At 48.4% G+C, this 14,673-nt stretch carries 18 protein-coding genes; 7 read left to right on the top strand and 11 right to left on the bottom strand.

All coding sequences use genetic code 11. The features are described 5' to 3' along the window. Nucleotides 1–124 precede the first annotated feature (124 nt). Both V4534_05575 and V4534_05570 read left to right on the top strand, forming a co-directional pair. The gene (locus V4534_05575; protein ID MES2504331.1) at nt 125–514 is read left to right on the top strand and encodes a hypothetical protein; all 390 of its coding nucleotides are present in this window, start codon (nt 125–127) and stop codon (nt 512–514) included. A gap of 122 nt (nt 515–636) precedes the next feature. Continuing rightward, nucleotides 637–1,272: a hypothetical protein gene (locus V4534_05570; GenBank protein MES2504330.1), complete on the top strand. Its 636-nt coding sequence runs from the start codon at nt 637–639 to the stop codon at nt 1,270–1,272. A 61-nt stretch (nt 1,273–1,333) separates the two neighbouring features. Here the strand turns inward: V4534_05570 and V4534_05565 are convergent, their stop codons facing one another. Genes V4534_05565 through V4534_05540 form a run of 6 tightly spaced genes read right to left on the bottom strand, consistent with a single transcriptional unit; the run spans nt 1,334 to nt 6,667 of the window. Further along, nucleotides 1,334–1,933: a peroxiredoxin gene (locus V4534_05565; protein MES2504329.1), complete on the bottom strand. Its 600-nt coding sequence runs from the start codon at nt 1,931–1,933 to the stop codon at nt 1,334–1,336. Between the two features lie 13 nt (nt 1,934–1,946). Beyond that, a complete protein-coding gene (gene tgt / locus V4534_05560; protein ID MES2504328.1) occupies nt 1,947–3,071 on the bottom strand; it encodes a tRNA guanosine(34) transglycosylase Tgt in 1,125 nt (374 codons plus the stop codon). Beyond that, nucleotides 3,068–3,724: a queuosine precursor transporter gene (locus tag V4534_05555; protein ID MES2504327.1), complete on the bottom strand. Its 657-nt coding sequence runs from the start codon at nt 3,722–3,724 to the stop codon at nt 3,068–3,070. The genes tgt and V4534_05555 overlap by 4 nt, the downstream gene beginning before the upstream one ends. Before the next feature lie 8 nt (nt 3,725–3,732). Continuing rightward, nucleotides 3,733–4,287 (bottom strand): oligoribonuclease, encoded by a 555-nt coding sequence (gene orn / locus V4534_05550; GenBank protein ID MES2504326.1) that lies wholly within the window; start codon nt 4,285–4,287, stop codon nt 3,733–3,735. Nucleotides 4,288–4,298: 11 nt separating this feature from the next. Continuing rightward, the gene (guaA, locus tag V4534_05545) at nt 4,299–5,801 is read right to left on the bottom strand and encodes a glutamine-hydrolyzing GMP synthase (protein ID MES2504325.1); all 1,503 of its coding nucleotides are present in this window, start codon (nt 5,799–5,801) and stop codon (nt 4,299–4,301) included. Nucleotides 5,802–5,845: 44 nt separating this feature from the next. Further along, nucleotides 5,846–6,667, bottom strand: a complete 822-nt coding sequence (locus V4534_05540) for a hypothetical protein (GenBank protein MES2504324.1) — start codon at nt 6,665–6,667, stop codon at nt 5,846–5,848. A 154-nt stretch (nt 6,668–6,821) separates the two neighbouring features. Here V4534_05540 and V4534_05535 point away from each other — a divergent pair, with 154 nt between their 5' ends. Continuing rightward, nucleotides 6,822–7,073, top strand: a complete 252-nt coding sequence (locus V4534_05535) for a hypothetical protein (GenBank protein MES2504323.1) — start codon at nt 6,822–6,824, stop codon at nt 7,071–7,073. Here the strand turns inward: V4534_05535 and miaA are convergent. Both miaA and mutL read right to left on the bottom strand, forming a co-directional pair. Beyond that, the gene (gene miaA / locus V4534_05530) at nt 7,036–7,899 is read right to left on the bottom strand and encodes a tRNA (adenosine(37)-N6)-dimethylallyltransferase MiaA (GenBank protein MES2504322.1); all 864 of its coding nucleotides are present in this window, start codon (nt 7,897–7,899) and stop codon (nt 7,036–7,038) included. The two genes, V4534_05535 and miaA, sit on opposite strands and share 38 nt — an antisense overlap. Next, nucleotides 7,881–9,662, bottom strand: coding sequence for a DNA mismatch repair endonuclease MutL (mutL, locus tag V4534_05525; protein MES2504321.1), 1,782 nt, complete (start codon nt 9,660–9,662; stop codon nt 7,881–7,883). Before mutL ends, miaA begins: the two co-directional genes overlap by 19 nt. Before the next feature lie 353 nt (nt 9,663–10,015). Here mutL and gltX point away from each other — a divergent pair, with 353 nt between their 5' ends. The 4 genes from gltX to V4534_05505 are packed head-to-tail and all read left to right on the top strand — an operon-like array spanning nt 10,016 to nt 12,806. Then, nucleotides 10,016–11,437, top strand: a complete 1,422-nt coding sequence (gltX, locus tag V4534_05520) for a glutamate--tRNA ligase (GenBank protein MES2504320.1) — start codon at nt 10,016–10,018, stop codon at nt 11,435–11,437. Next, a complete protein-coding gene (gene ndk, locus V4534_05515) occupies nt 11,434–11,850 on the top strand; it encodes a nucleoside-diphosphate kinase (protein MES2504319.1) in 417 nt (138 codons plus the stop codon). Before gltX ends, ndk begins: the two co-directional genes overlap by 4 nt. A 13-nt stretch (nt 11,851–11,863) precedes the next feature. Continuing rightward, entirely contained in the window at nt 11,864–12,379 is a 516-nt protein-coding gene (locus V4534_05510; GenBank protein ID MES2504318.1) for a hypothetical protein, read from the top strand. Then, entirely contained in the window at nt 12,336–12,806 is a 471-nt protein-coding gene (locus tag V4534_05505; GenBank protein MES2504317.1) for a TrmH family RNA methyltransferase, read from the top strand. Before V4534_05510 ends, V4534_05505 begins: the two co-directional genes overlap by 44 nt. Here the strand turns inward: V4534_05505 and V4534_05500 are convergent. The 3 genes from V4534_05500 to V4534_05490 are packed head-to-tail and all read right to left on the bottom strand — an operon-like array spanning nt 12,792 to nt 14,591. Beyond that, the gene (locus V4534_05500) at nt 12,792–13,544 is read right to left on the bottom strand and encodes an alpha/beta hydrolase (protein MES2504316.1); all 753 of its coding nucleotides are present in this window, start codon (nt 13,542–13,544) and stop codon (nt 12,792–12,794) included. The genes V4534_05505 and V4534_05500 overlap by 15 nt on opposite strands. Then, on the bottom strand, nt 13,519–14,325 hold the full coding sequence (locus V4534_05495) for a symmetrical bis(5'-nucleosyl)-tetraphosphatase (protein MES2504315.1): 807 nt from the start codon (nt 14,323–14,325) through the stop codon (nt 13,519–13,521). The genes V4534_05500 and V4534_05495 overlap by 26 nt, the downstream gene beginning before the upstream one ends. After that, entirely contained in the window at nt 14,325–14,591 is a 267-nt protein-coding gene (locus V4534_05490; protein MES2504314.1) for a hypothetical protein, read from the bottom strand. Before V4534_05490 ends, V4534_05495 begins: the two co-directional genes overlap by 1 nt. Between the last annotated feature and the right edge of the window lie 82 nt (nt 14,592–14,673).

Below are 14,673 nucleotides of genomic sequence, written 5' to 3'. Positions count from 1 at the left end.
ACAATGTGTCAAGTCCAAAATGCGCCCGTCCGGAATAAAGAATCTTACACAAGGAGTTCTTGTGGGCAGGTGCAACCACAGTGGAGGCGCCTGATGAGATCTAAACAAAAAAGAGGTATACATTATGGGCGGATTAACACCAGCAAGCAAAAGCCAAACACAAACCCAAGCTCAACAACAGGTACCAGTACCTGCAGCTAAGGGTCAAACACAATCACAGTGCCAAACAGCTCCTGCTAAAGGCGCGATCCCAATCGACGTATTGGCTGCTCCTAAATCAGCTAGCAAAATGACTGAAGTTCCATGTGCAAAAGGCCAAACACAGTCACAAGCTCAAACTGTGCCAGCTGCTAAAGGTCAAACACAAACACAATCACAAACAGTAGCTGCTAAGTCTTGCGGTACTGCAGCTCCAGCTGCTAAGAGCGAAGCTAAAGGCCAAAGCCAAAGCCAAGCTCAATCCGTTGTGCAACAAGCTGCCCAACAAGTTCCTACTTTTGTAGCTAAGAAGTAGTTACTAGTTAGATCCTTCCTCTTTGAATCCAAAGAGGAAGGATCACTTCGAAATAGATGCCGCACCAACAATGTTGTTCTTTTCGTGACCAACGAGGTCACCCGAAATAGGAGATAAAGAACATGGGCGGAAAAGATATGGTAATCCCTGCAAAATCCCAAACTGTAGTTGCACAGGAAGCTGCAAAAGGCGCAAGCCAAGTTGCGACACAAGCTGCCCCTGCGAAAGCAGAAGCCAAACTCGAAAGCAAAGTTGCGGCTAAAGATCATTTTGAACCTAAATCACCGATGCAAGCGATGAAATCGCCTGTGGCTCCTATGGCCGCTGGTTCAGCTCAAATGCAAGGAACTGTAGAAGTGAAGGTGTCTCATCCTCATCTACATGCTATTCAAGCTGCGTTTCAAGATCTAGGCAGCAAAATTGAAGCTCTGTTTCATCACGAATCGAAAGCTCAGCAAGTTTCATCACAATCCCAAGTGGCTTCCAAAGGTGAAGTTGCTGCTAAAGGCGCGATTGTGTCTAAAGACTCAGCAATCGCTCCAATGCCAGCTGGCGGCGTATCCTTGACGCCAGGACCTGTAGCACCCGCTGCTCCAGTAGGCCCAGGCGCTGCACCGAGCCCAACACCTGCAACACCCGCTGAACCCGCAGCTCCTGCAAATCCTGTAACACCAGGTGGTGGCGCTCCAGTGGCTGTTCCTGTGAATGTTGTGGTAGAAGGTGGCGTTAGTGCACCAGCTGCATCAAGCAACAGCTAAGAGGGGACCTCACCCTAAATCCCTCTCCAGGATCTGGAGGGGGACTTTGGAAACCTAGCTTTTATAGGTTTGCAGCGTTTTCTTTCAGATAGGATGCTACGCCGGCTGTATTAGCCTTCATCGCGGTATCACCTTTTCTCCAGCCTGCTGGACATACTTCGCCATATTTTTCAGTGTGTTGCAAAGCATCGATCATGCGAAGGGTTTCATCAACATTTCGGCCCAGTGGCAGATCGTTCAAAGTTGCGTGACGGACAACGCCAGCCATATCGATTAAGAATGTTCCGCGCAAAGCGACTGCATCTTCAACTAGTACGCCATAATCACGAGCAATTTCCTTGGTGATGTCGGAAATTAACGGGAATTCAATCGCACCAATTCCGCCGTTGTCCACGGGCGTTTGTCTCCAGGCGTAATGGCTAAATTTGGAATCAACCGATACACCTAAAATTTGGGTTTGGCGCGCTTCAAAATCTTTTGCGCGGTGAGAAAATGAAATGATCTCAGATGGGCATACGAAAGTGAAATCTAGTGGGTAGAAAAATAAGCAGACATATTTTTTGTCTTTAAAGCTAGAAAGCGAAATTTTTGAAAATTCACCGTTAGCCATCACAGCTTCGGCATTAAAATCAGGGGCTGGTTTTTGAATCAGGCTGTACATGTATTCTCCGTGGTTAAATCTGGTCGTCCAAAATTTGCTGTCGATAACGAGCCATCATCTTTACCATGATATGCACATTGTGAATACTGGCTAGGGTCATGACGGTCGGTTCGTGGGCTTTGAACAAATGATGAATATAGGCCGCTGAATAATTCTGACAGGTGTAACACTCGCAATCAGCCACCATCGGCCCAAGATTATCCGCATGCTTGCCCCGGGTGATATTAAAATGGGTGCTGTCCATGGTCATCAACGTCCCATGCCGGGCGGCTTTGGTCGGGAACGAGCTATCAAAAGTATCCACACCCAGTGGCACACAGTCTCTTATCGATGGCAAATCCCCGATCCCTAAAAGGTGATTCGGTCGCTCCGGCGGGACAAAAGGCATGACCTCGGTCAACATATTGATCATTTCAGGGCGATTTTTGCCTAAGCTGCCACCAATGCCAAAGCCATCAAAGGGCAGATTACCCAGATAAGCACAGCTTTTCTTGCGAAGTTCAACATCAACCCCACCGTGGATCACCGCATACAGTGCCTGATGCCGCGGGTCTTTCAAATGCTCATCCAGCGACCGCTTTTCCCAACGATGGGTGCGCTCCATGGAGTCGATCAACGCGGTCTGATCCATATGATAAGGTGGCAGTTCATCAAAGCTGATCATGATGTCCGCGCCCAAATCTTTTTGCGCCTGAATGGAAGTCTCAGCCGTCAAAAAGACTTTATCGCCATTGCGATAGGACCTAAACAAAACGCCTTCTTCGTTGATCTTCAGAACGCTGCCGTCTATTTGCTTGGTCCCTTGGCTTTTGAGCTCACTGGCAACCGAACCATAAGCCAAGCTAAATACCTGAAACCCACCCGAATCCGTAATGATCGGCATCGAGCGATTCATAAACTTGTGCAAGCCCCCGGCTTCAGCAACCCGTTTAGATCCGGGCTGAAGCATCAGATGGTAAGTATTGCAAAACATCAGCTGAATGCCCAAAGCTTCAACAGTCTTGCTGTCCAAAGCCTTCAAAGAACCGTTGGTGCCAACTGCTACAAAGTTAGGCGTATCGATCACACCATGTGCGGTATGGATGCGCCCAACGCGAGCACGAGATTTTTTAGATTGGTGTAATATTTCGAATTTCATAATTTATGTCGGGGGAGCAGGTAAGGCGTGATGCCCATGATGGCAATCACGATGACTTTCATCAAGTAACTAAATATAAAAATCTGCGGCAGCGAATCAACCAGCCCCCACAGGCCCAAAGTGCTAAATAGAAATGTGTCGAGCAGTTGAGAAAGTAGCAGCGAAATCGTACTGCGCACTCCGAATCGCCAAGTTGGCAGTTTTCGCTTTAAAAATCCATAAAATCGAACATCGAACTGCTGCACCAAGAAAAAGCTGGTCAGCGAAGCCCAAAATAATCTAGGCGCGGGATTTAAAAGCTCTGCATAATGCGGGTGCATCGTATCCGTAGGACTTGGCGTATATAAGAGATGTATCTGCGTACAAAGTGCAAAGAAAAGCATGCTGCCAAAACATAGCCAAGTGGCCAGTTTAGACTCTTTTGCCCCAAATTTTTCTTGGAGCAGATTGAGACTCAAGATGCTTCCGACCGCAAATGCATCGGAGCAAGTTACATGTAGCCCAAACAAATAGGTCTGTTTTAAAACCAGCAAGTTCGCGATAATCGCTTGCAAGCTGATGATAATAAATAGGGCTTCTTTGCCAAGCTTGGCGGCAAAAAGGCAGGCTGCGACCACCGTGCCGATTTGACCCAAAAGAATGATTTCGTTCATGAGTAATTTTAAGGCAATCTAAAACAATTGTTTCGGAAATATTTAAGTTCTTCGATACTTTGTTGAATGTCATCAAGTGCGGTGTGGGTGCTTTCTTTCTTAGGCGCCTGCGTTTTTAACCATTCTTGGCAGAGTATCTTAATCGAAGACACGTCCACTTGGCGGTAATGCAGGTAGCCTTCCAAAGCAGGCATATATTTACGCAAAAAGAGCCGATCCATGTAGATCGAGTTGCCCGCCAAAAAGCCTCGTTGGTACACCACATGTTGGGTCAAAACTTCCATTAGCTTGCGTTCTGCATCCTGAAGTGAGACCTCAGAAGCGCGAACTTTCTTTAGCAAACCGTTGTGGGTGTGCATGTTCTTAACAAAAGGAACCATGCCAGCCAGAACGGAATCAGGCTGCCAAATGGTCATATCAATGCTGGCAATTTCATTGAGCTGCAAGTCAGTAATCACCATGGCGGCTTGAACAATGGCGCAAGTATTCTCATCCAAACCGGTCATTTCCAGATCGATCCAAACGAGGCGTTGAGGATTTAGATTTCGTGTTTTGCTATTCATGTCTGATGGTCTCATTCCCACTCAATGGTTGCTGGTGGCTTGGAGCTGATATCATAAACAACCCGGGTAATGCCATCAACTTCGTTAATGATCCGGTTGGATATGCGGCTCAAAATTTCTCGTGGCAAATAAGCCCAGTCAGCGCTCATGCCGTCTTCGCTTTCGATGCACCTGACGCAAATGGTTTCGCCATAGCGCCGGCCATCACCCATGACGCCAACGCTTTTGACGGGGAGTAAGATCGCAAAGAACTGCCAATAGCCACCACCGATTTCGGTGCGTACGATGGCATCTGCTTGAGCAAGAATTTCGCAGCGCTGCTCAGTCACTTCGCCTAGGATGCGAATCGCAAACCCTGGCCCAGGAAAAGGTTGGCGTGCTAGGGATTTCTCAGGCAGGCCGAGCAATTTGCCCAAATCGCGCACTTCGTCTTTAAATAGAGTTCGCAGCGGTTCAACCAACTTCAAGTTCATGATTTCAGGCAGGCCACCCACATTGTGGTGTGTTTTAATGCCGTCGCTCGGGCCACCGTCTCTGCTTGGGGATTCGATTACATCGGGGTAAATCGTGCCTTGCCCTAAAAATTGTACATTGGGGAATTTCTTCGATTCTTCATCGAAAATCTCTACAAACAAACGGCCGATAACTTTGCGCTTTTCTTCCGGGTCAGTAACGCCTTTCAGCCCTTCAAAAAAGCGTGCTCTGGCATCGACGATTTGTGGTTTAACGGCTTCAATTTCCGCAATTTCGCCAAGGCGATGCAAACCATGGTTCACATAAATCGGGATAAGCTGGTCGCCAATGGCATTTTGAACCAGTTTTGCCGCGACCATTGAGTCAACCCCACCTGAAAGCGCCATAATCACCTGGGCGTCTCCCACTTGTTCTTTAATGCGGGCTGTTTCTTCACTTAGGAAATCAGAAAGCTCGTAAGTAGGCTTCACTTTGGCGATTTCAAACAAGAAGTTCGTCAGAATCTGGCGACCATGAACGGTGTGCGTCACTTCAGGGTGGAACTGAACGCCATAGATTTTGCGCTCTTCACAAGCAATGCCTGCATGAGGGCAAGTTGGCGTTGATGCCAAAGTGACAAAACCTTCTGGTAGGCGAGCAATCTGATCACCGTGGCTCATCCAGACTTCTTGATGATCAAGCCCTTTAAATAGCAATGAAGTTCGCTGCAAACTAATAAACGATCGCCCATACTCGTGATGCTCCGATGGGGATACGAGACCGCCCAATGTCTGGGTCAAAATCTGAGCGCCATAACAGATACCTAAAATTGGCAAGCCTAATTCAAGCAATCCTTCTGGCAGCGGAAACGCGTCTTTAGAATGGGCCGAATTAGGCCCGCCCGACAAAATAATCGCCTTAGGCGCATGAGCCTTCAGCGTTTCAATGTCGATATGGTAAGGGAAAATTTCAGAGAATACTTTAAACTCTCGAAGCCGACGGCCAATTAGTTGAGTCGTCTGAGAACCATAGTCCAAAATAGCAACAAAATTTGAATGCATAGCCGCCCACCTTAGCTGATTAAGCCATTATGCCTAGTGGGTGGCTACCTGTCTTGAAAGCTGCTGCTTAAGGGCTGTAGTTCTTTCTGGATCTTGGCTAGCTGAAAGGAAAGATGGGTTTTGTATGCTTCTAAGGAGGGCAGCATTAAAAGCCTTCCTATTAAGGTTGAAGCGCGGAAATAGTAATCTTTACTAATCATTGGCTGACCTTCTTCGAAAGCTTGAAGTGCGAGTGCCATAAGCATCTCGATGGCCTGATCAAAACTAAGAAATGCTGCTTGGGTGTCAGGTGTCCGTAGGTATGAATTACCCGCATTAAGGAACGCTTTCACCGCAGCCTCCAGCTCATCCCTCGCCCGGTATTGTCTGGCAGCTTCGAGAAATGATGCTGAGGCTAGATTATGACGACCCTCTTTGGCCAAATCCAAAGCTAGTCCATTCGTACTGTTATCATCTCGATCTCTTACATAAGGAGCTGGTATGCCTGAACTTTTACTTTTTAACGGCAACCTGCGTGCTTTTTCACCTTCAGCCCTCATGGCGTCTTCTCGCCGGCGCGCCATTCTGTCGGCATCTGCATATTGTCCCGCATTTTTATAGAAGGTTTCTGCGTGCGTAAAATGGGCAGCGGCAGACTCGAAATCGGAGCTGGCATAATCAGCTTCTGCTGTTTCTTCAAAATTCTCCCCTTCCGGAGCAGCGACTGCGGCTCCGTCACCGTGGCATGAATTATTGTGTTTTTGATCCGGACCACTTGGTTTTAAAGGGCCTCGCTGGGGAGGATGTCCGTGATTACCTGCTATAGCGATGCTTGTTAGACTGACAGCTAGCCAAAATGTTGTGTTTAAAAACGGGTTTGATGACATGTGAATATGATATCAATTAATGTTACCTGGTCAAGATGCGCGCTTTCAGCGCTAACTTTACGAATGTCTATAAAGGTGCAAGTACAAAGGCATGTCGCGAATTTACATGCTGTCGTTCATTTGTTGTTTGACGTCGATAAATAGTTCTAATGCCATGAAGAAACATGTCGTCCTGCCCCCTTTGGTTATTTTTCCCCACCCAAACCAATGGTTTGTGCAAAATAACGTCACAGGTATATTTGCTATTGAAAATTTGATAAACCAACCCGGATTCATCAATTACATGTTGGCTGAAATAGAAGCTAACCCTGATTTGGAGGAAGTTTTCGTTTGGCATCACAAACAGCTTCCCGCGATTTATGCCTTGGTTAAAGCGCCCACCAACTCTCCTTCTGAAACCAGGTAACCTGCTGCTTGGCGTATTGTCTATGGCGGATGAACGTCCTTTCGAACATTTCCTGTTCGGTTAGTAGTCCATCCACGAGTGCCAAGCTCTCTGCATAACCAGGGGTGCCCAACAGACCTTTTGGGGATGCTGCAGGGCCTAGGTAGTCTCTTAAAGCGACAGCTTCTGCGACTAAGCCGGCTTCGAACATTTGATCGACGCGTTGTTTGAGCCTTTGATCCAGTTCTTCTTTCGATGGCTTAAGCAAAAGCCAGCGGGCATTGACGCGCGGCTCGCGAGCCCAGTCGGTGTGTCTGAGTTGGCTGGCGGGCTGGCCGCTGATTTCAAGGATTTCCAGGGCGCGCAGGATGCGTACGGGGTCTGTGGCTTTGATTTTAGCTGCGCTTGCGGGGTCCACTTCCTGGAGTTTTAGATACAAATCGCTTAAATCTTGTTGTTCCAGTCTTGCTCGCACCTGAGGGTCGGAGGGCAGCACGTCAGCTAGGCCGAAGCGCCAGGCTCGTAGATATAAGCCTGTGCCTCCGACAATCAGGGGCACTTTGCCGCGGGATTGGATTTCTTGCACAAAGGCGTCTGTATCGGTCACAAATCGGCCTGCGCTATAGACTTCTTTAGGGTCTAGGTGCTCGAAGCCGTGGTGTTTGACCAAGATATATTCTTCTTGGCTCGGAGCGGCAGTGCCGATGCTCATGCGCTCGTAAATTTGCCGGCTGTCGGCGCAGACAATTTCGCCGCCCAGCTCTTTGGCCATTTTCATCGCCAGGGCACTTTTGCCAGAGCCGGTGGGGCCGGCGATTACAATTGGGGTTAAGTCCTGTGAAACCATTGAGCGATCTCGGTGAAAGGTATCGCTCGTACTACCGGGCGTCCGTGTGGGCAGTGCGCGGCGTAGTCGATAACGTCAAGTTGTTCTAATAGGGCTAGGATTTCTGAATTATCTAGGCGCTGTCCGGCTCTGATGGAAGTGTGACAAGCGATTTGTGCGCAGATGTGATCGGAGAACTCTTGCAACGCATCTGGGCGGTCGGCGTTTCGTAAATCGGACAGGGTGTCCTTAATGATCGTCTCGGCATACTCCGACTTAAGGCCTGCGGGAGTGGTTTTGACGATCGCTTGGTGATCGCCAAAGGGCTCGATTTCGAAGCCGTAGGGCAAAAAGACATCTTTCTTTTCGATCAGCGTCTGCATATCCCCGGGAGAAAGCGTGATGGAGACAGGAAATAGTAAAGCTTGAGAGGAAACACCGTTTTGTTTGGTTTGTGCGCAGACGCGTTCGAATACGACCCGTTCATGCGCTGCATGCTGATCCAAAACGATCATAGAACGCGCGCCTTCTAGAAGAAGATAGGTAGAATCAATCTGCCCCACCACTCGAAGGTCTGTGTAGCGCTCCGCGCCACCCAGCCCATGCTGAACGTAATACCCTCTCCCACTTGTGGGAGAGGGAGATTTTGGCTCGCCAAAATCGGGAGAGGGTAGCCTCACCCTAAATCCCTCTCCACCAAGTGGAGAGGGACTTAAAGCCCAGCTTCTCCCCTCTCCAGATTCTGGAGAGGGGCTGGGGGTGAGGTCCCGGTAGGAATTTAACCAAGGTGTGGTTGATAGAAAATCGCTTAGAAGGCGGATTAGGTGGCTTTGTACTCTCGATGGTTCTGAGAATCTCACTTCCAGCTTTTGCGGGTGCACGTTGACGTCTACCACCTCAGGGTCGACTTCAATGTTGATTGCACCAATGGGGTGGCGGCCGATTTCCAAGATGGTTCTATACGCAACACGAATGGCTTGAACCAGCTGTTTGTCTTTCACAAAACGGCCATTCACATAGACGTATAGCCCTAGGCTATCTTTGCGTGTTGCCAATGGGGCGGCCACATAGCCAGATAGTCTTAGAAAGTCGGTTTTTAAATCGATGGGGTATAAATATCCACGTGTATCTTCGCCTAAGCAGTAGATTGCGCGCTCGAATTGGCGAGCTTCGCTTGGCGCTTGCCGAACATCCAGCTTAGTGGTGGCGTCGATTTGCAGTCTAAAGCCCACTGCCGGCTTGGAAAGCGCAGCTTGGCGCATAATGGTTTCGATGGCGCTGGCTTCTGAACGTGGGCTTTTCAAAAATTTCAAGCGCGCCGGGGTGTTGTAAAAGAGCGATTCGACTTCAATGCGTGTGCCTACAGGTGCGCCGGCTTCGGTTACTTCTAAGATACGACCGCCTTCAACGACCACTTTAGTCGCGAGCACTGTATCCGCTTGTCTGGTGGTGAGACTCATGCGGCTGACGGATGCGATGGAGGCTAGGGCTTCGCCTCTGAAGCCGAATGAATTCAGGGTGGCGAAATCGCTCATGGATCGAAGTTTGCTGGTGGCGTATCTGGAAAAGCACAAAACGGCATCATCTGGCGCCATGCCGCAGCCGTTGTCGGTGATAACCAGCTTGGCGATGCCACCTTCGATGATGTGCAGATCAATTTGGGTTGCACCTGCGTCTAAAGCGTTTTCGATTAATTCTTTCACGATGGACGCTGGCCGCTCGACCACTTCGCCCGCTGCAATTTGATTGGCAATAATTTCGTTTAATATTTGTATTTGGCCCATTTAAGGCTTGTATAAATAGCCTTTAGTACTCAAGCGCACAACCGCCTTTCTTACAAACTGCCTTTTTGGCTTTGCAGGTAGAATGGGTGCTGACGGACTGAATGCATAGGCGATTTTCGCAATTAGGCTTGGGCGTGCTTTTATGGACGGCCGCGACTCGTCCGCCTTTGGTGCAGCCGCAACAGTTGGCCGACCTGAGCACGCAGTCGGTATCTTGTAAGCAGGTAAATTGTAGAGAAAATAAAAGCAATAAACCGAGCATATGAACCCTAAGGTAAAGCTTATTCTGGCTGATTAGCAATTCAAAACAATGACCTTGATTTTTAACCTAAAAAAACTTAAGCCCTCACTCGATGTCCAAGCCAAATCCTCAGGAAATACGGGTCCGTATAGGACCTTCGCCCACTGGTGACCCTCATGTGGGCACGGGATATATTGCCCTTTTTAACTATGCTTTTGCTAAACAGCATGGCGGCAAGTTTATCCTGCGCATTGAAGATACTGACCAAAAACGCTCGACGCTGGAAAGCGAGCAGGCCATTTTGTCATCGCTCAAATGGCTTGGCATTCAGTGGGATGAAGGTCCTGATATTGGCGGGCCATGTGGACCCTATCGCCAGAGTGAGCGCCTCGAGATTTATAAAGAGCATGTGGACATGTTGCTTGCCAGCGGTCATGCCTATTGGTGTAGCTGTACGCCTGAGCGTTTGGCGGAAGTGCGAAAGCGCCAGCTGGCGCTGAAACAGCCGACTGGCTATGACGGCCATTGCCGTGAACTACATCATACTTCAGGCGTCGTACGTCTGAAGACACCCAAAGAAGGTGAAACCATCGTGGGCGATTTGCTGCGTGGTGATATTAAAATCAACAACTCAGAGGTTGATGATCAAGTATTGTTTAAAAGCGATGGCTTTCCTACTTACCACTTGGCCAATGTGGTTGATGACCATTTGATGAAGATTACCCATGTGATTCGCGGTGAAGAGTGGATTAGCTCTACGCCTAAGCACGTGTTGCTTTACCGCTTTTTTGGTTGGGAAGCGCCTAAATTTGCCCATTTGCCGCTGCTTCGCAATGCGGATAAAAGCAAGGTTTCTAAACGTAAGAATCCGGTTTCGTTGAGTTATTTCCAAGAAGCAGGTTACTTGCCGGACGCACTGCTCAACTTCTTGGGCATGATGGCTTTTTCGTTTGAGGATGCGCGCGAGATTTTTTCGCTCGCTGATTTTGTCGATAATTTTAAACTGGAACGCGTGTCGCTTGGTGGACCAGTTTTTGATTTGAAAAAGCTCTTATGGCTGAACGGTCGTTATCTGCGGGAAAAACGTAATGATGCGGACATGGTTGAATATTTGCAAAATCAACTGTTCTCTGCTGAATACTTGAGCAAAATCGTGCCTTTGGTGAAAGAACGTGTAGAGAAGTCTGAAGACTTTATTTCTTACGCCGACTTCTTCTTCGCAGGCAGTGTGCTGGTGGATCCAGCGAATTATTTGTTGCCAAGCATTGAAGACAAGAAAAAGCTTATAGAAACCTATGAACTATTGATTGAAAAGCTCGAGAACTTAAGGCCTTTCGATGCCAAAACCATCGAAACGGCGTTTCGTGCTTTCTGCGAAGAACAAGGCATCAAATCCAAAGAATTATTTATGGCCACACGCTTGATGACCACAGGCAAAAAAGCGACGCCGCCTTTATTTGAGACCATGGCGGTGCTGGGCCGGGAACGCTGTAGAACTCGATTACGAGCTGCTTTAGGAGAAATAAAAAAATGAAACAAAGAACCTTTTCGATTATTAAGCCAGATGGCGTGAGACGTAACTTGATCGGTAAAATCATCGGTCGGTTTGAAGAAGAAGGCTTGCGCGTTGCCGCCGCTCAAATGAAGCAATTGAGCCTTCAAGAAGCACAAGGCTTTTACGCTGTACACAAAGAACGCCCTTTTTATGGTGAATTGGTTGAATCCATGACCTCTGGCCCAGTATTGTTGATGGTTTTGGAAGGCGAAAACGCGATTTTGAAAAACCGCGAAATCATGGGTGCCACCAATCCTGCGCAAGCTGCTGATAACACCATTCGTAAGCTTCACGCCCTGTCGATCGGTGAAAACACCGTGCATGGCTCAGACGCTCCAGAGACCGCTGCAACCGAGATCAGCTGGTTTTTTGCTCAAAGCCAAGTAAACTGATACACTGTTATGAGTGCTAAAGAGAATACTGCTATATACAGTTTTATCTGTTAGTTTGTTGGGCTTGGTGGACGCATCCAGGGGGGATGTAGACACACAAGCTCAGATTCTTGAGCACAGTCGAAAACTTTCCAAATCATCTAAATATCTAGCTGCCCTGGAAGTCTTGGATGCCGGCATGGAGCTGTATCCTAAAGATGAGCAGATTTCGGAAGAGTTTAAGAAAAACACCCAGCTCTATGTCGTACACCAAATCGCTGTATATTATGCACGTTTGGAAAAAGACCCACATGACATTGAAGCTTATGTCTCGTTGGCAAATCTATTCTTATTGATGAACGATCGTTTTGAAGCGCTGAGAGTGTTAACCGAAGGGACCTTCGTTAACCAGACTTCTGGCGCTTTGTGGCAAGAGATTGCCAAAGTAGAAATCATATCAGGCCGTTCCCTGGAAGCTCAATCTGCTCTAAGAGAAGCCCAACGTTATGGAACTTCTAAGCAATCCTTGGTTACACTTGGTACTCGATAGACCCCGCATTATTGCTAACATTGCCTCGATTGTTCGCCTTTGTGCTGGCACAGAAGTGGCTTTGCATGTTTGCGGGCCGCTGGTGTTTGAACAAAATGATAAAACCAAATGGCGTGCGGGGCTAGATTACTTCGAAGGCGCCAGGGTGCACTTTCACGGGGATTTGCCAAGATGTTTGAAGCTCTTGGGCAAGGAGCCTTGGTTGGTTGAAGTCGGTGGTAGTAAGACACCTTGGGAAGCAGATATACGTGCAGGCGATGTGATGGTGCTGGGGCCCGAAACCGATAGCGTTTTGTTGGAAGTTCGGGAAGCTTATCCTGAGCGGATTTTAACCTTGCCGCAGCCAGGGCCGGTGAGATCGCTTAACGTAGCGCAATGTGCTGCAGTAGCTGTTTACGAAGCCATGCGACAATCATGGCCGGGATGACAAGGAATCTGCGAATTGTTTTGCTAGCGATACGAAGATTTCCGGCTGAACCAAGCCCCATTCGTGGAAGCCACCACTAACAGGTGCGATTTTAGCACCTGGAATCAGTGCCGCCATTTCTTCTGCATAAACAAACGGCAACATCTTATCGCAATCGCCCCATGCAAGCAGCACGGGTACTTTGATTAAAGGCAACAGCCTCCGCAAATCATGCCTAACCGGCACTTTCACCGAACGAATCAAGCCTTTCAAATTTTTTGCCGAGTTCATGGCAAAGGCAATCAGGATGCGCCGATCAAAGCCTTGTGCCCAAAGTTCATGCACACGGTCTCTGATCGATGGCTGCCCATTGCGCATGGGTATGCCCGCGCTGTTCATGACCACAACACTTTTAATTCGCTCAGGAAAAAGAGCTGCAGTGGCCAAAGAGATGCCACCGCCCATGGATTGGCCCATCATATGCGCTGAAGGAATCTTCAAGGCGTCCATAAAATCAACGACAAACTGCGCATAAGCTTCGAACCCCCAAAAATGAGAGCCATGAGAATCACCAAACCCAGGCAGGTCGATGGCAATCACCGGATAATCTTGGGCTAATCCGTGAATCAGATGTTTGAATGATTTGCCTGAAAGCCCCCAGCCGTGCAGAAATAGCCTCATTTCGGACGGATCTTTGTCGCGTCCTTCATAGTAGTATGAAACTTTGAAACCGTTAACTTTCAGCTGATGCTTCAACAAAAATAGCTCCGTCTTCTAAGCGATAGGCACTCAAGGACTGCCCCCAAACGCAGCCAGAGTCAAGGGCCACGCAGTTGGCAAATGCTCTTAAACCCAGAGCGGACCAGTGTCCAAAAAGAATTTGATGATCGATGCTTTCGCGCCCAGGAATCATAAACCATGGCAATGAACCCGCCGGCGCGTCTTTGGGCTCCCCGCTGAAGCCAAATAATAGCCGCTGTTTGTCTATGCACAGGCGCATATGCACAAAGGCATGCAAAGCCAGCGCTTGCCTTTCAAAATCTTGCAAGCCCTCATGCCAACTCGAATCTTGATGCGCATAAGCATAGGCAAGAAACTCAGGCAGATGCTCGCTCTGCAGAATGCTTTCAATGGCTGAGGCTTCTCGCCGGGCTTGTTGCACCGACCAACAAGGAATCAGCCCTGCATGCACTAAAACATGTAGTCCCTGAACGCGCATCAATGGCCATGTTCGGACCCATTCGACCAACTCGTGAGCATCCGGCGCGTTCAAAATCTCATGCATGGTGTGCGGCTTTTCGCTAGCCATTACGCCATAGTGAAGCGCCATCAAGTAAATCTCGTGGTTACCCAAAACCGGCACGGCGCTGTCGCCTAAGTCTTTTACAAATCGTAAAATATCGAGCGATTTAGGACCACGATTAATTAAATCGCCAGCGAGCCATAGCTTGTCGCTCGAGGCATCGAAGTTAATGCGCTTTAATAAACGGCTAAAGGTTTTATAGCATCCCTGAATATCGCCAATTGCATAAGTCACCATTAGCGGTAACTTCCCGAGGTATGTGGTCTATGTGGATGTGTAAGCATGTAAAATAATTGCTGGGTTCGGTTGGTGAAGCTGTCCTCATGGTCGGAGCTAGTATCGCTATCGCCATCCGAGTTAACGACTTGAACCCCTGGGACATGTACCACCTGGCGGCTGAGGGATCTTACATAAGCTTGAATCACCGCTCGCTGCGTCTCATTGTAATAGGGAATGGCCAAGATGCTTTGACTGACCAGAGCGAGTGTTAAAAACCAGCGCATGGGAGGGCTCATGGCACATTTGTTCTGGCAGGTGAAGAACTCTTTGAAGCTAACAACTTGTTATATGTGACACCTTTGTGTA

This window comes from Myxococcota bacterium (assembly GCA_040387835.1).
Lineage (GTDB): Bacteria > Myxococcota > UBA727 > UBA727 > JABDBI01 > JAZKCZ01.
The sequence above is the reverse complement of the archived record's forward strand: the minus strand, read 5'-3'. Positions and strand labels throughout refer to the sequence as shown.